Source organism: Bacillus sp. Y3, from assembly GCF_008123875.1.
Taxonomy (GTDB): Bacteria; Bacillota; Bacilli; order Bacillales; family Bacillaceae; genus Bacillus; species Bacillus altitudinis.
Genome location: NZ_VSSC01000004.1, coordinates 239886 through 266148, shown reverse-complemented (window position 1 = coordinate 266148; position 26263 = coordinate 239886). Strand labels below are relative to the sequence as shown.

General features: G+C 41.3%; 29 protein-coding genes. 23 read left to right on the top strand and 6 right to left on the bottom strand.

Annotation, left to right across the window (positions count from 1 at the left end; all coding sequences use genetic code 11):
- Nucleotides 1-38: 38 nt before the first annotated feature.
- Nucleotides 39-896, bottom strand: coding sequence for a DegV family protein (locus FXF70_RS11080; RefSeq protein ID WP_148780246.1), 858 nt, complete (start codon nt 894-896; stop codon nt 39-41).
- Between the two features lie 141 nt (nt 897-1037).
- On the opposite strand from FXF70_RS11080, the gene FXF70_RS11075 reads away from it, so the two are divergent.
- Both FXF70_RS11075 and FXF70_RS11070 read left to right on the top strand, forming a co-directional pair.
- Nucleotides 1038-1880, top strand: coding sequence for a YitT family protein (locus FXF70_RS11075; RefSeq protein ID WP_025207135.1), 843 nt, complete (start codon nt 1038-1040; stop codon nt 1878-1880).
- A 14-nt stretch (nt 1881-1894) separates the two neighbouring features.
- Nucleotides 1895-2350: a BsuPI-related putative proteinase inhibitor gene (locus FXF70_RS11070; protein ID WP_008348542.1), complete on the top strand. Its 456-nt coding sequence runs from the start codon at nt 1895-1897 to the stop codon at nt 2348-2350.
- Between the two features lie 40 nt (nt 2351-2390).
- Here FXF70_RS11070 and FXF70_RS11065 read toward each other — a convergent pair whose 3' ends face one another.
- The 3 genes from FXF70_RS11065 to FXF70_RS11055 all read right to left on the bottom strand — a co-directional run bounded on the left by FXF70_RS11065 (nt 2391) and on the right by FXF70_RS11055 (nt 3632).
- A complete protein-coding gene (locus tag FXF70_RS11065; RefSeq protein ID WP_008348541.1) occupies nt 2391-2582 on the bottom strand; it encodes a DUF3813 domain-containing protein in 192 nt (63 codons plus the stop codon).
- The gene (locus FXF70_RS11060; protein ID WP_008348539.1) at nt 2579-2731 is read right to left on the bottom strand and encodes a hypothetical protein; all 153 of its coding nucleotides are present in this window, start codon (nt 2729-2731) and stop codon (nt 2579-2581) included. The genes FXF70_RS11065 and FXF70_RS11060 overlap by 4 nt, the downstream gene beginning before the upstream one ends.
- Nucleotides 2732-2819: 88 nt before the next feature.
- On the bottom strand, nt 2820-3632 hold the full coding sequence (locus FXF70_RS11055; RefSeq protein ID WP_008348537.1) for a Cof-type HAD-IIB family hydrolase: 813 nt from the start codon (nt 3630-3632) through the stop codon (nt 2820-2822).
- Nucleotides 3633-3769: 137 nt separating this feature from the next.
- Between FXF70_RS11055 and FXF70_RS11050 the strand changes: the two genes are divergently transcribed.
- From FXF70_RS11050 to FXF70_RS10990, 13 genes are all read left to right on the top strand, one after another.
- Entirely contained in the window at nt 3770-4555 is a 786-nt protein-coding gene (locus FXF70_RS11050) for an alpha/beta fold hydrolase (protein ID WP_017360185.1), read from the top strand.
- A gap of 46 nt (nt 4556-4601) precedes the next feature.
- Complete coding sequence (locus FXF70_RS11045) at nt 4602-4910, top strand: metal-sulfur cluster assembly factor (RefSeq protein WP_003211530.1); 309 nt, start codon at nt 4602-4604, stop codon at nt 4908-4910.
- Between the two features lie 116 nt (nt 4911-5026).
- A complete protein-coding gene (locus FXF70_RS11040) occupies nt 5027-6472 on the top strand; it encodes an FAD-binding oxidoreductase (RefSeq protein WP_045034692.1) in 1446 nt (481 codons plus the stop codon).
- Complete coding sequence (locus FXF70_RS11035; protein ID WP_048001695.1) at nt 6469-7017, top strand: MFS transporter; 549 nt, start codon at nt 6469-6471, stop codon at nt 7015-7017. The genes FXF70_RS11040 and FXF70_RS11035 overlap by 4 nt, the downstream gene beginning before the upstream one ends.
- A 138-nt stretch (nt 7018-7155) precedes the next feature.
- Nucleotides 7156-8193, top strand: coding sequence for an N-acetyl-gamma-glutamyl-phosphate reductase (gene argC / locus FXF70_RS11030; protein ID WP_176544686.1), 1038 nt, complete (start codon nt 7156-7158; stop codon nt 8191-8193).
- Between the two features lie 20 nt (nt 8194-8213).
- Nucleotides 8214-9434, top strand: a complete 1221-nt coding sequence (gene argJ, locus FXF70_RS11025) for a bifunctional ornithine acetyltransferase/N-acetylglutamate synthase (RefSeq protein ID WP_007499060.1) — start codon at nt 8214-8216, stop codon at nt 9432-9434.
- A gap of 14 nt (nt 9435-9448) precedes the next feature.
- Nucleotides 9449-10225, top strand: a complete 777-nt coding sequence (gene argB, locus FXF70_RS11020; RefSeq protein ID WP_017360181.1) for an acetylglutamate kinase — start codon at nt 9449-9451, stop codon at nt 10223-10225.
- Nucleotides 10222-11373 carry an acetylornithine transaminase gene (locus FXF70_RS11015; protein ID WP_148780245.1) on the top strand — a complete coding sequence of 384 codons (1152 nt, stop codon included), beginning with the start codon at nt 10222-10224 and terminating at the stop codon, nt 11371-11373. The genes argB and FXF70_RS11015 overlap by 4 nt, the downstream gene beginning before the upstream one ends.
- A gap of 69 nt (nt 11374-11442) precedes the next feature.
- Nucleotides 11443-12504 carry a carbamoyl phosphate synthase small subunit gene (locus tag FXF70_RS11010; RefSeq protein WP_017360179.1) on the top strand — a complete coding sequence of 354 codons (1062 nt, stop codon included), beginning with the start codon at nt 11443-11445 and terminating at the stop codon, nt 12502-12504.
- On the top strand, nt 12497-15577 hold the full coding sequence (locus FXF70_RS11005; RefSeq protein ID WP_148780244.1) for a carbamoyl-phosphate synthase (glutamine-hydrolyzing) large subunit: 3081 nt from the start codon (nt 12497-12499) through the stop codon (nt 15575-15577). Before FXF70_RS11010 ends, FXF70_RS11005 begins: the two co-directional genes overlap by 8 nt.
- A complete protein-coding gene (argF, locus tag FXF70_RS11000) occupies nt 15574-16524 on the top strand; it encodes an ornithine carbamoyltransferase (RefSeq protein ID WP_017360177.1) in 951 nt (316 codons plus the stop codon). Before FXF70_RS11005 ends, argF begins: the two co-directional genes overlap by 4 nt.
- Nucleotides 16525-16627: 103 nt before the next feature.
- On the top strand, nt 16628-16807 hold the full coding sequence (locus FXF70_RS10995; protein ID WP_008348517.1) for a YjzC family protein: 180 nt from the start codon (nt 16628-16630) through the stop codon (nt 16805-16807).
- Nucleotides 16808-16976: 169 nt separating this feature from the next.
- Nucleotides 16977-18242, top strand: coding sequence for an MFS transporter (locus FXF70_RS10990; protein WP_148780243.1), 1266 nt, complete (start codon nt 16977-16979; stop codon nt 18240-18242).
- Nucleotides 18243-18361: 119 nt separating this feature from the next.
- Here the strand turns inward: FXF70_RS10990 and FXF70_RS10985 are convergent, their stop codons facing one another.
- Nucleotides 18362-18556, bottom strand: a complete 195-nt coding sequence (locus FXF70_RS10985; protein WP_024720055.1) for a YjzD family protein — start codon at nt 18554-18556, stop codon at nt 18362-18364.
- A 212-nt stretch (nt 18557-18768) separates the two neighbouring features.
- On the opposite strand from FXF70_RS10985, the gene FXF70_RS10980 reads away from it, so the two are divergent.
- The 4 genes from FXF70_RS10980 (at nt 18769) to FXF70_RS10965 (ending at nt 21425) form a co-directional block, all read left to right on the top strand.
- Nucleotides 18769-19509, top strand: a complete 741-nt coding sequence (locus FXF70_RS10980; protein WP_148780242.1) for a hypothetical protein — start codon at nt 18769-18771, stop codon at nt 19507-19509.
- 75 nt (nt 19510-19584) lie between these two features.
- Nucleotides 19585-20160 carry a nad binding enzyme gene (locus tag FXF70_RS10975; RefSeq protein WP_148780241.1) on the top strand — a complete coding sequence of 192 codons (576 nt, stop codon included), beginning with the start codon at nt 19585-19587 and terminating at the stop codon, nt 20158-20160.
- Nucleotides 20161-20250: 90 nt separating this feature from the next.
- Complete coding sequence (locus FXF70_RS10970; RefSeq protein ID WP_017360174.1) at nt 20251-21216, top strand: BMP family ABC transporter substrate-binding protein; 966 nt, start codon at nt 20251-20253, stop codon at nt 21214-21216.
- A gap of 11 nt (nt 21217-21227) precedes the next feature.
- The gene (locus tag FXF70_RS10965; protein ID WP_008348507.1) at nt 21228-21425 is read left to right on the top strand and encodes a ComZ family protein; all 198 of its coding nucleotides are present in this window, start codon (nt 21228-21230) and stop codon (nt 21423-21425) included.
- A 202-nt stretch (nt 21426-21627) separates the two neighbouring features.
- Here FXF70_RS10965 and FXF70_RS10960 read toward each other — a convergent pair whose 3' ends face one another.
- Nucleotides 21628-21861, bottom strand: coding sequence for a hypothetical protein (locus FXF70_RS10960; RefSeq protein ID WP_008348506.1), 234 nt, complete (start codon nt 21859-21861; stop codon nt 21628-21630).
- Between the two features lie 169 nt (nt 21862-22030).
- Here FXF70_RS10960 and FXF70_RS10955 point away from each other — a divergent pair, with 169 nt between their 5' ends.
- From FXF70_RS10955 to FXF70_RS10940, 4 genes are all read left to right on the top strand, one after another.
- On the top strand, nt 22031-22969 hold the full coding sequence (locus FXF70_RS10955; protein ID WP_008348504.1) for a beta-ketoacyl-ACP synthase III: 939 nt from the start codon (nt 22031-22033) through the stop codon (nt 22967-22969).
- 21 nt (nt 22970-22990) lie between these two features.
- Entirely contained in the window at nt 22991-24232 is a 1242-nt protein-coding gene (fabF, locus tag FXF70_RS10950) for a beta-ketoacyl-ACP synthase II (RefSeq protein WP_148780240.1), read from the top strand.
- A 77-nt stretch (nt 24233-24309) separates the two neighbouring features.
- Nucleotides 24310-25104, top strand: a complete 795-nt coding sequence (locus FXF70_RS10945) for a DUF2268 domain-containing putative Zn-dependent protease (RefSeq protein WP_136944450.1) — start codon at nt 24310-24312, stop codon at nt 25102-25104.
- A gap of 170 nt (nt 25105-25274) precedes the next feature.
- Nucleotides 25275-26255: an ABC transporter ATP-binding protein gene (locus tag FXF70_RS10940; RefSeq protein WP_046527013.1), complete on the top strand. Its 981-nt coding sequence runs from the start codon at nt 25275-25277 to the stop codon at nt 26253-26255.
- Nucleotides 26256-26263: the final 8 nt, after the last annotated feature.

The following is a 26263-nucleotide window of genomic DNA, read 5'->3' as shown; positions in this document are numbered from 1 at the left end:
AAGCACCCTTCCCGTGATGTTTCAGGGAAGGGTGCTTTTTATGATGGGCTGCCTGTAAAGAAGATGGCAAGTGTGCTAGGGCCTGAGTGGGACCCGACAGCCGCGCCGATGACCTGGATGTCGATTTTTTTTGGATGAAATTCGGCTTCGATTAATTGTCTCATTTCTTCTGCAAGTGCAGGGTCGTCTCCATGACTAATGCCAACAGTTTGACTAGACCAGTCAGATCCGCGTTCTTTCATCAGCTCGATAATGCGTTTCAATAATTTTTTACGGCCACGAATTTTTTCAAGGGGTATCAGTTTTCCATCCTCAACGTGTAAAATGGGTTTAATACTTAACAATCCGCCAACAAATGCGGACGCTTTACTGATTCTTCCGCCTCTTGCTAAATACGATAAATCGTCTACAGTAAAAATATGTTGTAAAGATTCACAAAAATGCTTTACAGACGTTTCAATTTCTTGTATTGTATTTCCGTCAATGGCAAGTGATTGAGCGTGTTTGACAGCTAGTCCATAACCAAGTGAAGCACATTTAGAATCAATGATTCGTAAATCGAAATCAGGGTATTCTTCCTTCACTTCGTTTGCCATCATCACAGCGGTTTGGTATGTACCTGAAAGCTCTGATGAAAAGGCAACATAAATAGCGGATGTATGGGTTTGTGCTGCAGAAACAAAGGCTTCTTTGATCCGATTCGGTGAAGCTTGTGATGTTTTTGGACTTGCACCTTGTCTCATCGCATCAAATACTTGTTTTGGTTCAATGGTGATCAAATCCTCAAATTCCTGCTCGCCGAGTAATACACGCAGCGGAATGAGTGTCATGTTTTGTTCATCATAATAAGAAAGAGGCAGATCAGCAGCACTGTCTGCTATGATATGAACAGTCATCAAAATCCCTTCTTTCTAAAAAAATCAACCATATTTTACATCTTTTTAGCCTAACTATATCATAGAAAATCATTTTTTCGTGTTCAAATTCTAAATTTTAGGGAAAACCATAGAGAGAATGGTAAGTGGAGGAATGACAACATGTTCATTGGAGAAGCAAAAAAACTCATCGTCGTCGTCATTGGTGCCTTACTCAATGCGATTGGGCTGAATTTATTTTTAATCCCTGCTGACGTATATGCAAGTGGTTTTACAGGGGTTGCCCAGCTGTTATCTAGTTTAATCGATCAATATGCACCGTTTTATTTATCAACAGGGATCCTATTATTTATTTTAAACATTCCGGTCGGCATTTTAGGCTGGATGAAGGTTGGTCGTTCCTTTACTTTGTATAGCATTATTAGTGTCGCACTGACAACGATTTTCCTCGGCATTTTACCAGAGACAAGTGTTTCTGAAGATATTTTATTAAATGCTGTATTTGGCGGAGTCATTTCTGCACTTGGCATTGGGATTACACTGAAATATGGGGCATCTACAGGCGGCCTTGACATTATTGCGATGATTTTAGCGAAATGGAAAGACAAACCAGTGGGCACGTATTTCTTCATTTTAAACGGAATTATCATTTTTACAGCAGGATTGTTACAAGGTTGGGAGAAAGCTTTATATACCCTTGTCACATTATATGTGACGACTAGGGTAATTGATGCCATCCATACGAGACATGAAAAGCTGACTGCCATGATTGTGACAAAGAAAGCAGATGAAATCAAAGAAGCCATTTATGGAAAAATGGTCAGAGGGATTACGACTGTTCCGGCAAAAGGGGCATTTACCAATGAACAAAAAGAAATGATGGTCATTGTCATTACAAGGTATGAGCTGTATGAACTTGAACAAATTATAAAGGAAGTCGATCCAAAAGCCTTTACAAATATTGTTCAAACAACCAATATTCTTGGATTTTTCAGACGAGATTAAAAGGTGGGTAGAAGATGAAAAAAGGGTTAGTGCTTTTTCTCGTTCTATTGGTTTTAACAGCTTGTGGACAACAAAAAAAGGATGAACCAGACAAGGAGGTATCCGGTCAAATGGGAGAAAAAACCGTTGTACTCACAGTAGACCCCGTCCAAAAAGGTTCTTCGGTTCAATTTCATATGTCACTCAAAAATGAATCAGATCGAGATATTGAATTCACGTTTAACACAAGCCAAAAATTCGAATTGAGTGTGTACGATGAAGACGGAAATGAAAAATACCGTTACTCGAAAGACCGTATGTTCACACAAGCCATCCAATCCTTTGTGCTGAAAGCAGATGAAACATATGACTTCCAAGATACGTGGTCAAACGGTGTGGAGCCGGGAACGTATGAAGCGGTCGTCACATTTAAAGGAAAAGCAGAAGGGCTAAAGCAAATCACTGAGAAGAAAACGTTCCAAGTGAAATAAGCATAAGAAAAGCTGTCCACAAAGCGGACAGCTTTTTTCGTTAAAGATCATCAAGCAGGTCTTGGAACGTATGCAGCTGGTTTCTTTCTGCATCTGTCGAATTAGCAAATGCAGATGATACGGCGTTTTTAGCTCGCTGAACTGCTTGTTGACGCTCTAAACCAGATGGAAATGAAGAAGTAAGGGCTTCTTCAGTAAATGATTTGGCTTGATCAAAAAGTTCGTTTCTCACAATGAACCTCCAGAAGCATCAGTCTTCATATTTCCCCTGTCCTCCGCAGCTTCTTCAAGTGTGGAACGATACGGAAAACGTGCGTCATGCAGACTGACTGAATCTTTACCTTGTTGTATAAAGCGTTTCGATTTGCTTCTTTTACCCATTCGGAATCCGCCCCTTTACACAAGCTGACAGGACAACCTGTCTAACGGTAGTATGCCCGCTTCGACCTGCTATGTATGAATGGAAAAATTAAAGCGAGAAGTAATTCGTTAGGAATTTTGCAATCCCATCTTGTTCATTCGTATCTGTCACTTCATTAGAGACGCGTTTCACTGCATCAATCCCGTTGCCCATTGCAACCCCGCATCCAGCAAATTCAAGCATCTCTAAATCATTGTCTTCATCTCCGAATGCCACAATCCGTTCCTGAGGCACACCGTAATAATCACTAATTTTTTGCAGTCCAACGGCTTTGTTCATGCCTGTTTTAATGATTTCAATGACGTGCCACGGAGCAGCCCAGCGTCTGTGGTCAATCACTTCTGCATGAACATCTGTCAAATAGCTCCGAATCGCTCCGACGTCTTCTTCTTTTGCGTGAATTAAGACGCTTGTGACATTCTCTCCAAGATTGTTCCGAAGGTCTCCAACGGTCACTTTGTTTGCATTCATATTAAATATATCAATGAGCTTTTCATCATGATAATGGAAATACAAATCGTCTAGCACTTCAGCTAACACATTGTGTACTTTATATTCCTCACTAATATCCACAAGCTGTTTTACGACTTGAAGATCAAGTGATGTGTGAAATCTGCCCCATTTTTCATCAAGAGGATGATGGACAAACGCTCCATTAAAGTTCACAATCGGAGAATCGAGCTGCAATTGCTGATAATAAGGAGAGCTGGAACGAAATGGCCGGCCAGTTGAAATACAGACATGATGCCCGCTGTCTTTCACTTTTTGAATGACATCAAGTGTGTGTGCTGAAATCGTTTTATCGTCTTTTAATAACGTGCCATCCAGGTCAAGTGCGATTAGATAAGGTTTAGTCTCCATAAAATCTCCTTTGATCTGTAAGTAATAGGAGGCAGCTGGTGCGGGTGCCTCCACCTATAGTGTATCTTTATCACATCTTCGTTGTCTACATGTTAAAATAAACAAAGACGGGAATGATAAAGGAGGATTCATAGGCTGTGATCACCATTGATGAGCAAATGACGCACGATATTCCATTTTTACATATCGTAAAAGCTGAAAATAAAGATAAACCACTGCCACTTGTATTTTTTATACATGGATTTACAAGTGCACGCGAGCACAACTTACACTTCGCCTTTCATTTGGCGGAAAAAGGCATGAGAGTCATTTTGCCTGACTGTGCTTATCATGGTGTAAGATCAGAAAACCTCAGCTTAGAGGAACTGGCATCAAAGTTTTGGGAAATCGTCCTAAACGAAATACGTGAAATCGATATACTTAAGACACATTTTCAAGAAAAACAATTGATTGAAGCTGATCTAATAGGTGTTGCAGGTACATCTATGGGAGGGATCACGACCTTTGGTGCACTTGCAAAGCATGATTGGATTAAAGCGGCAGTCAGCTTGATGGGCAGTCCGAAATATACGACATTCCTACAAGCACAAATCATGGACATGCGTCACAAAGGGTTGATGAAAGATATCACGGACGAAGAAGTCAATCAGCAATTAGACGCTCTGCGTCCTTATGATTTAACGCTGCAAACAGATCGATTAAACAAAAGACCGCTGTTATTCTGGCATGCAGAAAACGATCCAGTTGTCCCTTACAGACATGCAAAAGCTCTTTATGACGAGTTAGCAGAAACCCAATATAAAGAAGATCCGCACCTGATTCGTTTTATTACAGATGGACAGGCTGGCCATAAGGTCTCAAGACAAGCGATGTTTGAAACGATTGATTGGTTTGTGACACACCTGAAAAGCACAAACGTTTAGCCAAAAGGAAAAGTACGTTATACTAGTTGAAAAAGGAGTGGATATCATGGATGAAGCATTGAAAGAAAATATTTTAGGCGCCCTAGAACAGGTGATTGACCCTGAGTTAAACGTAGACATCGTCAACCTTGGACTTGTCTATGATGTCGATCTTGATGAGAATGGAAAAGCGGATATCACAATGACTTTAACATCAATGGGGTGTCCCCTTGCACCAGTTATCGTGGATGAAGTGAAAAAAGCATTAAGCGACTTGCCTGAAGTGAAGGAAACTGAAGTTCACATCGTCTGGAATCCACCTTGGACACGTGACAAAATGTCAAGATACGCAAAAATTGCGCTTGGTATTCAATAAGTAAATACGACCTGGTATGAGTTGAACTCATGCCAGGTTTTTTTATGAAAAATTAAGGTAGAGGAGGAGTATGGAATGATATAATGGATGTAATTTTATAGAACGGAGTACCTATAATGAAGCGAAAGTGGATATGGATCGTCCTTTTGATGGGATATGGTGCTGCCTTTTTTGCATCAGTCTCTATACGTGAAGGTCAAGCACACAAAAGACAAGGACTTGAGGCGTTTACAGATGTGAGTCACCTCATGCCGGTCAAAATAAAAAAAGTCGTGCAAGGAAAAGAAATAGAATCTTTAAAAGAAGTATTAGAAGAAGCAAAAGAGAAGAATCTGCCCATTTCAATCGCCGGAAAGCAGCATAGTATGGGCGGCCACACGTATTATGAAAATGGCATTGTACTAGACATGACGAAATTTCGCCGAATCGTATCATTTAATGAAAAAAAGAAGACCATTCGGGTCCAAAGCGGCGCCACATGGGATGATATTCAAAAATATGTGAACCCATATGGTCTTGCAGTAAAGGTGATGCAATCTCAAAACATCTTTACGATTGGTGGCTCGTTAAGTGCAAATGCACATGGACGTGACATTCGCTACGGCTCACTTATTGATACTGTTCGCTCTTTCACACTGTTAAAAGCAGATGGAGAGATCATCACAGTAAAGCCTAGCGATGATTTATTTACTGCCGTGATTGGAGGATACGGCTTATTTGGTGTCATTTTAGATGTTGAGCTGTCCTTAACAAAGGATGAATTATATAAAATGGAGACAACCTCTCTACACTTCGATGAATACACTGATTATTTTCAAAAGCATGTAAAGAACAATAAAGAAGTGCGCATGCATCTCGCAAGAATCTCTACAGCGAAAACAAATTTTTTGAAAGAGATGTATGTGACGAATTATTCACTTACTTCTGATCAACAGATCGATCCATACCGCGAGCTCAAAGAAGATCAGCTCGTCATCCCTTTAAAATTTATGCTCGGCCTTTCGAGAAGATTTGATATGGGGAAAGATTTGCTATGGAACTTGCAAAAGAAGTATTTTCAAAGTCAAAATGACCAGCTGATCACAAGAAATAACGTGATGCGGTCTGATTCTGCTTTTTTAGAATATGAAAATGAGTCAGATACCGATGTGCTTCAAGAATACTTTGTTCCAGTTGATCGTTTTCGTGCGTATATCGATGACATGAGAAGCTTTTTACAACAGGAAGAATTGAATTTAATGAACATCACGATCCGTTACGTACAAAAAAATGAAAAAGCGGATCTCTCATATGCGAAAGAAGATATGTTTGCACTTGTTTTGTTAGTGAATTATGGTTTTGAGAAAGAAGAGAAGGCAGAAGCAGAGCGGGTCATCCGGCAAATGACAGATATCACCTTACGGCACCATGGAAGCTATTACTTACCATACATGCCTTATCAAACGAAAGCACAAATGAAACAAGCGTATCCAAAAACCGATCTATTCTTTCAAAAGAAAAAGCAAGCAGATCCAGATGGCAGATTTATCAACTACTTTTATGAAAGGTACAATACACAATGAATGCTAAAGCAATGAAATGGTTTGTCTATTCACAAAGTCTACTGTTTTTCGCCAGTAGTCTCATTTTCCCTTTTTATATTCTTTTTATTAAAAATGTTGGGTCGAGCTATTCTCAATTTGGTCTTGCTTATGGTCTGTTTGGTTTGAGCGGTGCGTTCATTCATTTATTATTAGGAAAACTTCCTGAAACGACCGACAGGCGTCTCTTTTTAATCATTCATTCGTTTGGTATGGCGTTTCTTCTTCTCCTTTTTCCACATATCACAGAAGTAGAGCAAGTTTATATGATTCAGATTGCCTTAGGTGTGCTAGGTGGTGTTCAGAAGCACGGAGAGAAACTGCTCGTCACCGAACTCACAAATGAGAAGAAGCGAATGAAAGAAGTTGGGCACTATCATTTTTGGACAGCGCTTTTTTCATCTATCGCCATTATGCTTGGCGGCCTGTTTGCTGATTTCTTCACCATTCATTTGATTTTTTATGCAAGTTCCCTATTATATTTATGCAGTGCGCTTCTGGTCCTCAATATGAAGAACAATAGATAAAATCCGCATGTCTCACGAAGATATGTGGATTTTTTTATGAAAAAAAATGAAAACAAATATTAAATATACAATTGAATTAATTTTTATACATGTTATAATGTTAAATAATTTCACAAAGATCAAGAGGGTGTATTGACGTTGAAAATAGGTATTATAGGTGCTACAGGGTACGGTGGTGCGGAATTAGTTCGTATCTTTAAGCAGCATCCACATGTGGAGGAATGTATATTGTATTCATCAAGTGGTGATGGGCAATTATACAGTCAATCTTATCCGCATCTGACAACGATTACTGACCAAACATTAAAAGCCATTGATCCGGCTACCATTGTGCAAGAAACAGATGCTGTGTTTCTAGCGACACCAGCAGGTGTTTCAAGTGAACTCACACCGAAGCTCATGAATCAAGGGGTGCCAATTATTGATTTATCAGGTGACTTGCGCATTCAAGATGGAACTGTTTATGAAGCGTGGTATAAACGAAGGGCAGCGGATGAAGCATCGGTTCAACAAGCTGTATACGGATTATCTGAATTGAATCGTGAAACCATTAAGCAAGCGGAAGTCATTGCAAACCCAGGCTGCTTTCCTACTGCAGTTCTTCTAGGATTAGCACCGCTGATGAAACAGAATTTAATCGATGAATCTATGATCATAATAGATGCAAAAACCGGGGTGTCCGGTGCAGGACGATCAGCCTCACTTGGCACACATTTTTCAGAGCTGAACGATAACTTTAAAATTTATAAGGTGAATGAACATCAGCACACACCTGAAATAGAACAAGTACTTAGAGAATGGAACCCGCAAACGGCGAACATCACATTTTCAACACACCTTGTCCCGATGACAAGAGGGATTATGGCGACGATGTATACACAATTGAAATCAGATGTCACAAAAGAAGAATTAATGAAACGGATGAAGGACTTTTATGAAGATTCCTATTTTGTAAGAGTGAGAGATCATGGGATATATCCGCAAACAAAAGAAGTATACGGCAGTAACTTCTGTGACATTGGTTTTCATTTAGATGAGCGAACAGGCAGACTGACGATTGTATCTGTCATAGATAATCTCATGAAAGGCGCAGCCGGCCAAGCGGTTCAAAACTTCAATATCATCAAAGGCTTACATGAAGAGGCGGGCCTCACAATGACACCTCTCTATCCATAAGAACAGGGGAGACAACAAACATGATCGAATTGAATGAAAAAAGTATTGTCAAAATAGACGGGGACGTATCATCACCAAAAGGTTTTGAAGCAAAGGGGATTCATATAGGATTACGCTATTCAAAAAAAGACCTTGGCTTGATCATCAGTGAAGTACCAGCAGCGAGTGCAGCGGTATACACTCAAAGTCACTTTCAAGCTGCGCCTCTTCAAGTCACACAAAAAAGCTTGAAAAAGACGGGCAAACTAAAAGGTGTCATTGTCAATAGTGCCATCGCCAACGCATGTACAGGTGAGCAGGGATTAAAAGATGCATACGACATGCAGGCAGCCTGTGCAGACATGTTAGGGACAGAGCCTGATTACATTGCTGTTTCTTCTACTGGTGTCATTGGAGAGTGTCTGGATATGGATAAAATCAAAACAGGCATCGCTCAGCTAAAAGAAGCAAAAGCAGGAAATGGCCACTTTGAAGAAGCGATTTTAACAACAGATACAGTCATTAAAAATACGACATACTCCTTGACGATAGACGGGAAAGAGATTCTCATTTCTGGTGCAGCAAAGGGCTCTGGTATGATTCATCCGAACATGGCCACAATGCTCGGGTTTGTCACAACCGATGCAAATGTCGAACAAGAAGCTTTGCAAAATGCTCTTCGTGACATTACAGATGTGACGTTTAATCAAATTACCGTCGATGGAGAAACATCAACTAACGATATGGTGCTTGTGATGGCAAATGGAATGGCAGAAAACCAGGCACTGAATGAAGAACATCCAGAATGGCCATTGTTTAAAGAAGGATTAAAACTAGCCTGCGAAGATCTAGCAAAAGAGATTGCAAGAGACGGAGAAGGCGCAACCAAATTAATCGAAGCGAAAGTTGTTGGTGCAAAAAACAACTTAGAAGCTGGTATTATTGCAAAAAAAATCGTAGGTTCAAGTCTTGTGAAAACAGCCGTATACGGTACGGACGCCAACTGGGGCCGGATTGTCGGAGCAATCGGGCATAGCGCAGCTTCTGTCACGCCAGAAGAGGTGGAAGTTTACTTAGGCGGGCAATGTCTGTTTAAACATAATGAACCTCAGTCTTTCTCAGAAGAGGAAGCAAAAGCGTATCTAGAGCAGGATGAGATTACGATTTTCATTCAAATGAATGAAGGAAATGGTGAAGCGGCCGCATGGGGCTGTGACCTTACCTATGATTATGTGAAAATTAACGCGAGCTATCGCACATAATGAAGGAGATAGACATGGATAAAACGATCGTGTTCAAGTGTGGAGGCAGTGTCATTCGAGAACTTTCCGATACCTTTTATGAAAATGTCCGCTCACTTCAAGCTGCTGGATTTAAACTGGCTATCGTACATGGCGGGGGTCCTGAAATCACGAGCATGCTGCAAAAATTAGAAGTGAAAACGGAATTTGTAGATGGACAGCGCAAAACAACAAAGCCGGTGTTAGAGGTAGCCGAAATGGTCCTTTCAGGAACGGTGAATAAATACTTTGTTTCAGAGCTGGCAAAGCATGATATATCATCTGTCGGTGTATCTGGTAAAGATGGACAGATGCTTGTCGCCGATTTTCTCGATCAAGATGTATATGGGTACGTTGGCGAAATCAAAGAAGTCAATCCAGAGATGGCAGAAGCACTAATGGAGAAACAATTCATTCCCGTCATTGCGCCGCTATCTATGACCGAAGAATGCCAAACGTTAAATGTAAATGCTGATCTTGCGGCATCAGCAGTCGCAGGAGCTATGAAAGCTGATAAGCTCATGTTTGTCACAGATGTGGAAGGAATTTTAAAAAATGGTGAGCTGTTAGACGTTGTCACCGAACAAGAAGCGCTCAAGCTCATCGATGAAGGCATTATTTCCGGGGGAATGATTCCAAAGGTGCAATCTGCGCTAAGTGCTTTATCAGGAGATGTGGATGAAGTCATGATTGTGAATGGAAAAGGCAGTATTTTTACAGGAGATACCTTTAAAGGAACTCGAATTGTAAAACAAAAGGAGGCGGTCCTGTGAGTCATCTCTTTCAAACGTACGGACGGTGGAATGTTGAAATTAAAGAGGCAGAAGGTTCTTGGGCAGTTGATACAACTGGGAAAAAATATTTAGACTTTATACAAGGCATTGCGGTCACGAATTTAGGTCACAATCATCCAAAGGTCAATCAAGCCATCAAGAAGCAGCTTGACGAGGTCTGGCACGTATCAAATCTATTTGAAAATGGACTGCAAGAAAAAGCAGCGGAAAAGCTGGCATCCAACAGTTCAGGAGATCTCGTATTTTTCTGCAACAGCGGGGCTGAAGCGAATGAAGGGGCTATCAAATTGGCCCGAAAAGCAACAGGTAAAACAAATATTGTGACGTTTTTGCACTCTTTCCATGGGCGCACGTATGCTGGTATGGCTGCCACAGGTCAAGATAAAATCAAAACTGGTTTTGGACCGATGCTGGAAGGCTTTCATTATGTACCGTTTAATGACCCTGAAGCGATCACAGCGTGTGAAATCGATGATGTCGCAGCGGTCATGCTGGAAGTGGTGCAAGGTGAAGGTGGAGTGAATCCTGCTACTGCTGAATTTCTAGAAGCCGTTCAAACGTTTTGCAAAAAACATCAAGCACTGCTGATTGTAGATGAAATCCAAACGGGTATTGGGCGAACAGGGACAGCATTTGCCTATGAGCAATCGGGACTTGATCCTGATATTATTTCATCCGCAAAAGGTTTAGGAAGTGGGTTTCCAGTCGGTGCAGTGATAGGGAAAAAAGCTTTAGGAGATGCCTTTTCTCCAGGCTCTCATGGCACAACATTTGGTGGCAACATGCTCGCTATGTCAGCTGTGAACGCAACCCTTGATGTAATATTCAAAGAAGACTTTCTTTCAGAAGTGAAAGAAAAGGGTGCGTACCTTTTAAAGAGACTGCAAGAAGTCAAACAGCTGAATATCGTGAAAGAAGTACGGGGCAAAGGATTAATGGCAGGGATTGAGTGTCACCAGCCAGTAGGTGATTACATCACAGCCCTTCGAGAGCAAGGTTTGCTGGTGCTTCCAGCTGGTCCGAATGTCATTCGTTTATTACCTCCACTGAATGTCAAAAAAGTTGAATTGGATCAAGCCATTGAAGCAATCATTCAAGTGTTAGCAAATGAAACAGTAACGGTCTAAATTTTTTTGCAACAAAACGTATAAACATACATTTATATTATTAATTATTCAATACGGGGTGACACAAGCATGAAAGGTTATTTAAATTTAGAAGATGGAGCCTCTTTTGAAGGAGATCTGACAGGAGAAGCTGGCATAACAGGTGAAGTGGTCTTTTTTACAGGGATGACAGGTTATCAAGAGGTGCTCACAGATCCTTCTTATAAAGGACAAATCATTGTTTTCACATATCCACTCATCGGAAACTACGGGATCAATCATGAAGACTTTGAGAGCAAAAAACCACAAGTAAAAGCGGTCGTTGTCTATGAGGCAGCTGAGCATTTTTCTCATCACCTTGCAGCCGTAAGCTTAAAAGATTATTTACAGAAGTGGAACATTCCGCTTCTTACACATACAGATACTCGCGCAGTCGTGCAGAACATTCGAGCCAATGGAACGATGAATGCAGTGCTTAGTTTAGACGAAAATGAAACGCCACCTGCAATGAAGCAAGACAATGTGGTAGAGCAGGTCACAGAAGATGAAGTATACACACAAGGCAGCGGTGAGGAACATGTAGCGCTCATTGATTTTGGCTTTAAAAAATCAATTGCGGACTCACTCGAAGCGCGCGGCTGTAAAGTCACAGTGATTCCGTACAAACAAATGGAAAAGGTATTTGATATCAAGCCAGATGCGATCCTTTTGTCAAATGGACCTGGAGATCCAAAAACAATGAAGCCATATTTAAAAACCATTCATGACATCATGATGACCTTCCCGACACTAGGCATTTGCTTAGGTCATCAATTAATTGCTCTTGCGCTTGGCGGGGATACGTATAAGCTTCCTTTTGGCCACCGCGGGGCGAATCATCCTGTACAAGATACAGAATCAAAACGTGTCTTTATGACAAGCCAAAATCATAGCTATGTGGTCAATGAAAAAAGCATGAATGACAAAGAAGTGGACGTCAAATTCCTCCACGTGAATGACGGATCTGTTGAAGGATTCATTCATAAAGAGAAGCTGATTATGTCCGTTCAATTTCATCCAGAAGCACACCCAGGCCCTGCAGAAAGTGAATGGGTATTCGATGATTTTATTGAGAAAGTGAAACAAGCAAGGAGAGAAGTCGCACATGCCTAAAGATCAAAGCATACAAACCATTCTAGTCATCGGGTCTGGTCCAATCATCATTGGTCAGGCAGCAGAATTTGATTACTCAGGAACACAAGGTTGTATGGCCTTAAAAGAAGAAGGCTACAACGTCATCTTAGTGAATAACAACCCAGCAACCATTATGACAGACGAGTCATTTGCTGATGAAATTTATTTTGAACCGCTTTCAGTTGATTCAGTGACAAGAATCATTGAAAAAGAGAAACCAGATGGTCTTTTAGCCAATCTTGGCGGACAGACAGCTTTAAACCTTGCTGTCGAGCTAGAAAAAGCCGGTGTGCTGAAAAAGCATGGGGTAAAACTGCTCGGAACGTCAGTTGAAACAATTGAAAACGGTGAAGATCGTGAGAAATTCCGTGCTCTCATGAAGCATTTGAATGAACCTGTACCAGAAAGTGAAATTGTGGATAATGCGAAAGACGCCCTTCAATTTGCAAAAGAAGTGGGCTTTCCTGTCATTCTTCGACCAGCCTACACACTTGGTGGTAAAGGGGGAGGCATCGCTTTAACTGAAGAGGCTTTTAAACCGCTGATTGAAGGTGCTCTTCTAGCGAGTCCGATTCATCAGTGCTTAGTTGAAAAAAGCATTGCTGGCTTTAAAGAAGTCGAGTATGAGGTCATGAGAGATCGTCAAAATACGTGTATCACTGTATGTAACATGGAAAATATCGATCCAGTTGGTGTGCATACAGGTGACTCGATTGTCGTTGCGCCGTCACAGACATTAACGGATCAGGATTATCAAATGCTCCGCTCAGCGAGCTTAAAAATTATTTCAGCGCTTGATGTCGTTGGCGGCTGTAATATCCAATTCGCTCTCGATCCACTCAGCAAAGAATATTTTGTCATTGAGGTCAACCCTCGGGTCAGCCGGTCTTCTGCTCTTGCATCGAAAGCAACAGGCTATCCGATTGCCAAAATGGCGGCAAAACTTGCGGTCGGTTATACACTAGATGAATTGAAAAATCCGCTTACAGGAACAACGTATGCTAGCTTTGAACCGGCACTCGATTATGTCGTGGTGAAATTCCCGCGCTGGCCGTTCGATAAATTTAAACAGGCAGACCGGAAATTAGGCACAAAAATGAAGGCGACTGGTGAAGTCATGGCGATTGACCGTAATTTAGAATCTGCCATTCAAAAAGCAGTCGCATCACTTGAAATTAAAACAAAGGGCTTCCACTTGCCTGAACTGAAAGAACATTCGACTGAACAGTTATTTGAATTAATCAAAACACCGGACGATCGCCGTTTCTTCGCTGTCATGGAGTTGCTTTCCAGACAAGAAACCGTTGAAACGATTCATGAAACGACGAAGATTGATCTGTTTTTCTTACATGTTTTCAAGAATATGATCACACTCGAACAAGAATTGAAGAATCATCAGGGGACGCTATCCAAAGACACCTTAAGAAAAGTGAAGGAAAAAGGCTTTCTTGATGAAACAATCGCTTCTCTGACGGATCGCAGTGAACAAGATATCAGACAGCTTCGCCAAGAGTATGGCATTGCCGCTTCATTTAAAATTGTCGATACATGTGCGGCTGAATTCGATGCAAAAACGAATTACTTCTATTCTACGTACTTTGGCAAAAGTGATGGAGAGCATCAAGAGAAAACAAAGCAGCGTGCACTCATCATTGGCTCCGGTCCGATTCGAATTGGGCAGGGAGTCGAGTTTGATTATAGTGCCGTTCACGGCGTTCTTACTCTACAAAAGCTTGGATTTGAAACCATCATGATGAACAACAATCCAGAAACGGTTAGTACCGATTATGAGATTGCAGATCGTTTATACTTTGAGCCGATCACGTTAGAACATATGTTAAACGTAGTTGAAGCGGAGCAAATTGATTTTGTCATCGTTCAATTTGGCGGGCAGACGGCAATCAATGTGGCGGAAGGTTTAGAAAAAGCCGGCGTTACCTTGTTAGGCACGTCCTTTGACACACTAGATGCATTAGAAGATCGCGATTTATTCTATCAGCTTCTTGATGAACTGAATCTTCCTCATGCAAAAGGAGATACAGCACATTCAAAAGAAGAAGCACTGGAGCATGCTGTAAGCATCGGGTACCCTGTTCTTATTCGTCCATCATATGTCATTGGTGGAATGGGCATGATCGTTGTTCATACAGAAGCTCAATTGGCAGAACTACTTGATCAGCCAGATCATTTACCTTATCCGATCTTAATTGATGAGTATGTCACTGGAAAAGAAGTGGAAGTGGATCTCATTTCAGACGGACAAACGACATTCATTCCAACAATCGTTGAGCATATTGAAAAAGCGGGCGTACACTCAGGTGACAGCTTTGCCATCTTACCAAGTGTCTCTATTAGTGAAGACATCAAAGAGCAGGTGTATAACGCTTCTGAACAAATCGCAAAGAAATTAGCTTTTAAAGGCATTATGAATATTCAATTTGTGATAAAAGGGAACCAGGCGCTCGTATTAGAGGTGAATCCTCGGGCAAGCCGGACTGTTCCAGTTGTAAGTAAAGTCATGGGTGTTGACATGATCCCAATGGCGACTCAGCTGTTAGCTGGTGCAACGCTTGAAGAATTGAAACCGGAAACGAAGAATAAGGGGGGCACAGCTGTTAAATTCCCAGTCTTCTCCTCACATGCCATTCAAGATATCGATTTAAAGCTGACACCTGAAATGAAAGCGACGGGTGAAGGAATGTGTGTTGGAAAGAACGTCGAAAGCGCGTTGAAAAAAGTGTTTGCACCGATCTGGAAACAGAAAGGAAGCCTCTTTATACAAGGCAGTGAATTATTCGTAGATGAAGCAAAACGAGCAGGCTTTGACGTCTGGACTGGCAGCTTTGAATCGTGGCTGCAACAAGACGATAAATCGCTTCACATTCATTTAGGTGATGATGAAGAGGCAAAAGAACAGCGTGTAAAAGCACTTACACATGGTGTTCAAGTTCTAACCGAATATGAAACAGCGCAAGCGTTCCTGCAAGGAAAAGATGGAGATGTATCACCAGTATCTCTCCACGAATTATATAAAAAGGAAGTGACGGCATGAGCCAAGTCGACGTGCAACCGGCATTATACGGAAAAGACTTTTTATCGTTAAAAGACTTTTCGATCAATGACATTGCGTACTTAATTGAAAAAGCAGAAGAAATGAAACAACATCCATATCAAGATTTATTCAAAGGAAAAACATTAGCGATGATCTTTGAAAAATCTTCAACTAGAACCCGTGTCTCGTTTGAAGCGGGCATGACGCAGCTAGGCGGACATGCGCTCTTCCTCAGCTCAAATGATCTGCAAATTGGCAGAGGAGAAACGATTGGTGATACAGCGCAGGTGCTGTCTGGGTATGTAGATGGCATTATGATTCGAACCTTTGAACATGAGAAGGTAGAAGAACTTGCAAAATACGCCTCTATTCCAGTGATCAACGGACTAACGGACTACTCTCATCCATGTCAGGCACTGGCTGATTTACTGACGATTAAAGAAGCAAAAGGCACACTAAAAGGTGTGAAAGTGGCGTACATCGGTGATGGGAATAATGTGGCTCATTCCTTAATGGTCGGCTGCGCGCAGTTAGGCTGTGACATTGCCGTTGCATCACCAAAAGGCTATGAACCTCTTCAAGAGGTGACAGAGACTGCCCAGGCGTTTGCAAAACAATCAGGCGCAGAAGTCATCGTCACAACAGATCCAGTAGCTGCTGTTCAGGATGCAGATGTCATTTATTCAGACGTATTTACAAGCATGGGACAGGAAGCTGAAACAGAGAAACGTCTAGCTGAATTTAAAGAATATCAAGTCAATGAGGAACTCATGCAACATGCAGCAGCAGATTATATCTTCCTTCATTGTTTGCCGGCACACCGCGGAGAAGAAGTGACGGCTGATATCATTGATGGACCACACTCTAAAGTATTCCAGCAAGCAGAAAATCGCCTGCATGTGCAAAAAGCGTTAATCAAAGAGCTCATGTATCAACAACCTAAATAAATCACAAGTGTCCCTGTCTCGACTGAGCAGGGACTTTTTACATGTTGGATTGGAGAGACAATGGACGGGACATAATAACATCAATCGAGAAAGGAGGATGGAAATGGGTCAACAGCATCAGTTTAAATCTGGTAATAAGGCACCTAATAATGGTGTTTATATCGAAATCGGTGAGACCGGTAGTATGGTGAAAGATCCTTTAAAGATAAAGCTTAAAGCAGGAGACGTCTTTCCAGATAACTCGAACCATAACCGCGTTTGGACTTACCAAAGAAAGCCGTAAGCAATTGACTAAGAGTCCATATGAATAAGTCTTTAGAGGCATGTGTCATGCCTCTTTTTTCTTTATAATAAAAAACAATTAAGTTCCAATTTTCAAATAAATAGTATGAAAAAAAGAAAGTTTAAGGTAAAATATGTAAGAATAGTATAAGGTTGAAAGGATTTGTGTGATGGAAAAGATGAATCTCAGTGAAAGTGTTTGGAATAAACGCTTCACCTCATTGTTCATATCAAGACTCATAAAAAATACAGGAGAAAGTTTTGCTTTTACATCCGTTCTTTGGTTATTGATTTTAAGAGGGGATGGAGCGCTCGGTACCGGACTTCTTCTAGCAGTGACAGTTCTTCCTTCATCATTGTTGGCCCCAATACTAGGACCTCTTATGAAAAGACACCATTTATCTAAATGGATGTTTGCTTCAGATGTCATTCGAGCAACCATTGTACTCATTATTCCACTACTGCATTTTTCGCACATATTGCCTCTATGGTTATTGATCTCATTAATGGTTATTCAATCGGCAACAGGTGCAGCCTATAACCCGGCTTCTGTGGCTATCCTTCCGCAGATTGTTCCAAAGCATCTCATTCAAAAAGCAAATGCGATCCTGCAATCATCTTTTGAAATTGTCGCACTTGCTGCGGTGATGGTCGCTGGTCTTTTGGTCAAATTAATTGGACCTGCAGATACGCTCCTGATCACCACTGCTTTATTCATCATATCGGGCTTGTTCATTATTGGCGTTAAACTCCAAAAGTCAGATGCAGAAAAAGCAGCAGACATTAAACAAGCAAAGAATACATATCTGTATAACTTAAAAAGAGGCTTTCTAGTCGTTAAAAATCATCATATTTTATTTGCACTGACCCTTTATTGTATTTTAATGAATGTCGCCGCAGCTCCGTGGCAGGCATTATCCGCTGTATATGTAGCAGAAGCGCTGCAAAGTGATTCAATGGTTTATTCCATTTTAAGAGGTGTCGCCGCAGTTGGTGCGTTTATGATGGGCTTTGCACTGGCGAAGGTGAAAATCAAAAGATTCGGCTTGTTCTTTATTGTCGCAGGCATGATTGAAGGAGCTGCATTCTTTATCACTGGAATGAGTACATGGCTTCCAGTCGTTCTTCTAGCTTCCTTTATTTTTGGTGCAGCCGTCAGTGCAATCAATGTCCCAGAGATGGTCATTATTCAAACGTCTGTTGACCAAGAAGATCAGCCACAAGTATATGCCGTGATCAATGCGTCATCGAATGTCTTTCTCCCGCTTGCAGCCGTCATATCGGGCGTCCTGGCAGAACGCTTTGGAGCAGGACCTGTCATTGCGGGGGGTGGTGTGCTTGAAATTTTATCGGGCATCGCGATCTTCCTGTTCACAGGGCTTGCGAAAAGCCATTTGTCAGCAGACAAACAGAAGTCCGAAACGGTTGATGTGTAACTCAAAGACCCCCTGTAATTGACGGCAGGGGGTTTTAGCGTGCCCTCTCAACTTCTGGTCATCATTCTGAAAAAAAGAAAAAGAGCTAATCTCAAATCATTAGCTCTTTTCCAGCAATATTAAGAATGTTCTGTTGAACTTTCTGTTTCTTTCATTGGACTTACTTCAGCAAAGATGAATAAAATAACCGTAAACACTATGGCAAGAATGGAAGTTAACGTAAAATCATAAGCAGCTCCATTCATAGATGAAACGATGTAACCAGCCATATGTGTCAGCAGAAAAGTCCAAATGAGGGTGATAATGTAATGCATTATTCCACCGTCCTTTATGTAACAATCTATTGACTATCATACCATAGATACGAGTTCAGAGAAAAGACTGTTTTCCGCCTTTATGTGATCATTTTGAGACCTTCTACTATAAAAATAAAAAGAATTCTTCTGTCTTTAGGGGATTTCCTTATTCCTACAAGAGTTGTTGTTCATATCATAGAAAGCAGAATCACTGAAAGGAGGCTGGCCATATGGGTGTAAGCGAACGTTTTTTCCAGCTTGGTTCCCAGTGGAACGTCATTCACCTTCCTCAAAAACCAAATGGCTTTGGCATTCTAATCCTCGGTGACCGAAATCACTTTGTGCAGGAAAATACATCATTCTGGCTTCAGCATTACGGAAGAAAACAGCTATTAACTGCTTTAAAGGATGAAGGATATACATTGTTTAATAGTCATCTTCATGGGAATCACTGGGGATGTGAAGATGCTGTTTTTAGTGCGAAACAGCTTGTTCATCACACATTAAAACAAGAAATATTAAACCGGGAAATTCATGTGCTGGCAGAGGGAATGGGCGCACTTGTCGCCATGAGTCTTGCCGAAGAAATGCCAGAAGTGCTAAGGTCTATAGCCATGATGAATCCATGTTTACACCTGCAAGCACAAAGAGAAAGAGAAAAGGAACACAAATTCTTCTACAAACAGTTCATGAAAGAACTCGCACAGAGCTATGGGTGCTCTGCAAAGGAAGCAGAAACGTATCCACTTCCTTCTTGCCCCGTTCATTCAGCTCATGTACCGATTCATATATGGCAGAGACTAAACGGCGCACCGTATGCCTATGAACTACATGCAAAGCCTTTTATTGATCAACATATGATGAATCCAGACCATTGTCAGATGGACCTCACCTTGCATATGTTTGATCATCCAAGAAGAATCTTTCAGTCCATTCACAAGTTTTATAAATCGCATGAAAGAGAATTGTAATGAATAGGATGATAACAGCCCTTCATGGAAAGGGCTCTTCTTTTTATTCGATATGCTAAAAAAGGGGACATGAACATGGAAACAGGACTGATCATAGGTGCAGATGAATTTTTTGGACTGACACTTTGTGAATATATGATGAAAGAGGGCATACAAGTGGATATCACATATCCTAAGGAGCAGTCAGAGGAGCAAAAAATGTTATTAGAAGAGCGGATGATGTGGCTCGGCCGCAATGATCTTGTCCGCGTTATTGATGGTCAAGATAGGAAAGAGGCATATGACCTGATCTTTTTTCAATCAGATGATTCAATGAACAGAGAGACAGACCTCGAAGCGAAGCATGGCATATACCGCTTGTTTTACGAAGAACCCGAAAGCCATTCGCATGAACAAAGCGTTTCGGCTGTTATCCTTCCACGCATGTTTGGTCCGTGGACACTCCATGAAGAGAGACGAATAAAGGATGATCACACATTTTTTGTAGAAGATGTCGCAAAGGAGCTTTTAAAGTGGGCACGGACTGATCAAAGGGAGGAAATGATCCATCAATTGAAGGTAGAAAGACAAACAGATGACAAACAAGCAGAAGAAATCATAGCAGAATGGAAAAGACAAAACTCAACATTTTTCGACAAAAAGCAAGAATGATCTTCCATCTTATCTTTTTTCAGTATAAAATAAACCTATATTTAACATACAGGTTCATGCCTGCGTGTTGCAAAGGGAGTTGAACATGGCATGAAGTACCAGCGGCTTGTCATGATCTTTTCGTTCCTTCTTCTTATGCTATCTGCCTGCTCGCAGGCGCCGTTAAAAGGACATATTGAGAAGGTGGGTTTACTCGTCCCCGATACGATTAATGATCAAGTTTGGGGAACGAAAGGTTATAAAGGCTTATTAAATATCCAATCAACATTTGGTGTAGATGTTTATTATAAGGAAGGGATGGTCGACAAGGAGAAAATCGTTGATGCCATTGAAGAATTTCATAAAAAAGGAGTCAATTTGATTATTGGCCATGGCAATGAATACAGCGAAATTTTCAACTTGATCAGTGAAGATTATCCGAAAACACAATTTATCACGGTCAATGGAGGCAAGCCTCAAGCTGATAATGTCACAAACGTCACGTTTAAAGGAGAAGCAATGGGCTTTTTCGGAGGCATGACAGCAGCACATATGTCCAAAACAAAAAAGATTGGTATTCTGGCTACATATGATTGGCAAAGTGAAGTAGACGGTTTTATCAAAGGTGCAAAATATCAGGACGAACATGTGCAAGTCCTAGCGGAATTTGTCGAAAACTGGGATGATGCTGACAAAGCGGTGAACCTCTATCAAAAATTGAAAAAACAAGGTGTAGATGTTGTGTATCCAGCAGGTGATGGTTATAATATCCCTGTCATTGAACAAATCAAAACCGACAATTTATCTGCGATCGGATATGTCACAGATCAATCCAACCTTGGAAGCCATACGGTGTTAACTAGCACAGTCCAGCATGTCGATAAAGCGTACAGTATCATTGCGAAGAAGTTTAATGAAGGCAAGCTAAACGAACAAGGTGAGTACTCCTTTGACTTTAAAGAAGGAGTGATCGAAATGGGGAAATTTAGCTCAACCATAGACCGCGCTTTTGTGAAAGACATTGAGAAGGATATTGCGAATTACAAAAAAACAGGCAAACTGCCAAATGAAAAGTGAGGACGTTGAACATGCAGCACGAAAAATCGATGGAGTTTTTACAAATTGCGATGAAGTATTTTCCACAAGCAAAAGAAGAATTAGATAAAGCAGGGATTCAGCTTGATCCACAAGCACTTCAGCCGCTTCTCTCTTTGTTTACATCTGTCATGCAAGAGGCATATGAGCTTGGAAAAGCAGATGCAGCATCAGAAAAAGCCACAGAATAGTGGCTTTCAGCGTGTAGACAAACCCTCGCATTCTTTGTCAGTCCTGCGCGCTGGTGCTCACGAATGACAAATTCGCTCCGTGCAAGTAGCTGTCCTTCCTAGACTGCAAAGGTTTTCTATCACGCTGAGTAGAAGACAAAGGGCTAAAATATTTTAGCCCTTTGTCAACAATAAAAAAAAGCCACAGAATAGTGGCTTTTTTTTATGATAATTTTTTCTTGAAGGCACTAATCATAGGGCCAACATCTTTAAACACAGGCTTCAGCTCATCGATGGAGTTCATAATGTTTCCAATTTGATTCATGACATGCATGTAGTCAATGGAGTCATCACTTGAAGAAGTCTCTGCACGCTCCTCCTTTTTTTCTGTCTTGCTTTTCTCCTTTTCAAGCGGCTGACCAAACATCATTGCTGAGAAAATATCCTTTTGCGCCATATCACATGTTCCTTTCTACTATTGGTATATCATTAATCTATGAAAAAAGTGAGAGGAAAGGTTAGACGTTTGTATTGCCAAGGAGAAAAAAATAAGGTAAAATTAGTACCAGATACTAATATAAGATCACAATATCACATGCTCGTATGAGTAAAAGGAGTCTTATTCAATGAATGCTGGAATTATTGGCCTTGGCCGCTATATACCTGAAAAAGTATTAACAAATCGTGATTTAGAAAAAATGGTTGAAACTTCTGACGAGTGGATTCGTACTAGAACAGGTATAGAAGAAAGAAGAATTGCATCTGATGATGTCAATACATCTCATATGGCGCTTGCTGCTGCAAAAAAAGCATTAGCTGACGCAGATGTGGCTGCAGAAGATATTGATATGATTCTTGTAGCGACAGTTACGCCAGATCAAGCATTTCCGACAGTCGCTTGTATGATTCAAGAGCAGCTCGGTGCACATAAAGCATGTGCAATGGATATTAGCGCTGCCTGCGCTGGCTTTATGTATGGGCTTGTTACTGGAAAACAATTTATCGAATCAGGCACTTACAAACACGTGCTTGTCGTTGGTGTAGAAAAGCTTTCTCGCATTACCGACTGGGATGACCGCAACACAGCTGTTTTGTTTGGAGATGGAGCAGGTGCTGCTGTACTAGGAACAGTCAGCGAAGGCAAGGGAATTCTATCATTTGAGCTTGGAGCCGATGGAAGCGGCGGGAAGCACTTGTACTTAGATGAAAAAGATCATACAATCATGAATGGAAGAGAAGTATTTAAATTTGCTGTGAGACAAATGGGCGAGTCAAGCGTAAACGTGATTGAAAAAGCTGGACTATCAAAAGAAGACGTAGACTTCTTGATTCCGCATCAAGCAAACATTCGCATTATGGAAGCAGCACGCGAACGCTTAGAGCTGCCAGTTGAAAAAATGTCGAAAACAGTCCATAAATATGGAAACACATCAGCAGCATCCATTCCAATTTCACTATGTGAAGAAATCGAAGCCGGAAAAATTCATGACGGCGATGTGATTGTAATGGTTGGTTTTGGTGGAGGATTAACGTGGGGCGCAATCGCTATGCGATGGGGCCGATAAAAGAGTGGGGTGCACAAATTAATGGATAAGAAACGAGTAGTTGTTACAGGATTAGGTGCTTTGACACCTCTTGGCAACGATGTAGAGACAACATGGAAAAATGCTGTAGCAGGTGTATCAGGTGTTGGCCCGATCACACGTGTTGATTCAAGTGAATATACAGCAAAAGTAGCTGCAGAACTAAAAGATTTTAACATCGAAGATTACATGGAGAAAAAAGAAGCGAGAAAGATGGCACGCTTCACACAATATGCAGTCGTTGCTGCTCAAAAGGCTTTAGATGATTCACGCCTTGAAATTACAGATGAAAACGCACCTCGTGTTGGGGTATGGGTTGGATCTGGTATTGGCGGACTTGAAACATTCGAAGAGCAATTCGAAGTGTATTCGAATAAAGGAGCAAGACGCGTAAGCCCGTTCTTCGTTCCAATGATGATTCCAGATATGGCGACAGGTCAAATTTCGATTGCACTTGGCGCAAAAGGGGTTAACTCTTGTACAGTGACAGCATGTGCGACAGGAACAAACTCCATTGGTGATGCCTTTAAAGTCATTCAGCGCGGAGATGCAGATGCGATGATTACAGGTGGAACAGAAGCACCGTTAACGAAAATGTCGTTTGCTGGCTTCTGTGCAAACAAAGCCCTTTCGACAAATCCTGATCCAGATACAGCAAGTCGTCCATTTGATAAAAACCGTGACGGATTTGTGATGGGTGAGGGAGCGGGAATTGTTGTTCTTGAAGAATTAGAGCATGCGTTAAAACGTGGTGCGACCATTTATGCAGAAATCGTTGGCTACGGCTCAACTGGAGATGCATACCATATCACAGCACCTGCTCCAAACGGAGAAGGCGGCGTACGTGCAATGAAAGAAGCCATTCGTGATGCAGGTTTAACAGTGGAAGAAATTGATTATATCAATGCCCACGGAACAAGCACACCGTATAATGATAAGTTTGAAACAATGGCGATTAAAGAAGTGTTTGGAGAGCATGCGAATCAGCTTGCGATCAGCTCGACAAAATCAATGACAGGTCATTTACTTGGCGCAGCAGGCGGAGTAGAAGCGATTTTCTCTGTTCTGGCGATTAAAGACAGTGTCATTCCGCCAACGATTAACCTTGAAACACCAGATGATGAATGTGATCTTGATTATGTAGCAAATGAAGCACGTTCAAAAGAAGTACAAGTTGCGTTGAGCAACTCACTTGGTTTTGGCGGGCACAATGCGACAATTATCTTCAAAAAATATGAAGCGTAATATGTCTTAAGAAGGCGGCGATCTATAAACAGATCGCCGCCTTTTTGCATATGATGAAAATGGAGGTGTTCAGCGGTATGGGTCTGATCAATACACAATATCTCATTGAGCAATCATCATCATTTCAGGAGCTGGCGGCACGTTTTGTCCCTTATTTTAAAGGAGCGGATAAAAAAGAAGGATCATCTATTCTCGCCCATTTACAACATCACGGAATGGTGCGATCATGGAACGCCTGCCTGGAAATGATCGACAAGCTCAAAGAAAAAGGGTATTTCCAGCTTGTGATGAAAGAATACAAAGCGCTGCAAAAAAAGTGGGGAGGTCCTGATGTCCCTGTCTTTATTTTGCCTGTTAATGAGAGCAGCAAAGAGATCAGAGAACAATTTTACTTTCAATCCGGCATGGCATTTGATGACAAAATCTTTCTTTTTTTATCCCCGCATACACCGAAGGAGCGAATCGGTACGTTGCTGACGCATGAATATCACCATGTATGCAGGTTGCATTTTCTCACGAAAGAAGAAAAAGATTTTACATTCCTTGATACAATCATGATGGAGGGGCTCGCTGAATATGCTGTGTATCATAGATATGGAGAAAGCTATACAGCAAAGTGGACGACTTTATATGACGAATCGCAGCTGCAGCGCATGTACAAGAAATGGGTATCCAGTCACCTTTATCAGAAAGTGCAGGACGACGAAAGGCTGATACAGAATCTCCTTTATGGAAAAGGGAACTACCCCAAAATGCTTGGCTATGCCACTGGATTTTATATCGTAAAAAAGTATTTCGATGAGCACCGAATCAGCGAGGAGTCTATGATTGCGGAGCCAGCGGAAACGTTTTTAAAGGCGATAGAATCATAAAGACAATCATTCACAAAAAAAGTGTCATATTACAATTTTACTAAATACTTCTTGATTTCGTCATGCTGATGTAATAATATACAAATATAAATTTTGATAATTCTTTTTATTCTAAAAAGACGGAATTTTTCGATTCGGTTCATTTGATCTATGGAGAAAGGGGCGAATGCATGAGCACACTGCTTGAAGTGCAAAACTTAAAAACCTATTTTTTTCGAAAAAAGGAACCAATACCTGCTGTTGATGGCGTTGATTTTAGTATCAAAAAAGGGGAAACAGTCGCATTAGTCGGTGAGTCTGGGTCTGGTAAAAGTATTACGTCTTTATCCATCATGGGTCTGATTAATGGGACTGGTGGGAAGATTATGGATGGTTCCATTAAGCTTGATGGAAAAGACCTTGTTACATATAGTGAAAAGGAATTGTGCAATATTCGTGGTAATGATGTATCCATGATCTTTCAGGAACCCATGACCTCACTTAATCCCGTCTTAACCATCGGGGAACAAATAACAGAAATCCTCATTTACCACAAAAAACTTTCAAAAAAAGAAGCGACCAAAAAAGCGATTGACTTGCTAAAGCTTGTAGGCTTTTCCAGGCCAGAACAAATCATCAAAGATTACCCGCACCGTTTATCCGGCGGTATGCGTCAACGAGTCATGATCGCCATTGCGCTAAGCTGTGATCCGAAGCTCCTCATTGCGGATGAGCCGACTACTGCGCTCGATGTGACCATACAAGCCCAGGTGCTGACCTTAATGAAAGATTTATGTTCGACCTTTGGTACATCTATACTTCTCATTACGCACGATTTAGGTGTTGTGTCGGAAGTAGCAGACCGCGTCATTGTCATGTACTGCGGACAGGTTGTTGAAAATGGAACCGTTGAAGAGTTGTTTGATCAGCCGCTTCACCCATACACAGAAGGACTGCTTGAATCCATTCCAGTCATTGACGGAGACATTCAGCCATTAACAGCGATAAAAGGAAATGTCCCTGCGCCAGATCAGCTTCCCGCAGGATGCCGTTTTGCGCCAAGATGCCCGAAAGTAATGGAACACTGCATAGGTGAATTGCCCAAACTGACAACCTTTGAAAATGGTAGAAGCGTCAGGTGTTTCTTATATGAGGAGGCAAGCCAAACATGACACTTGCT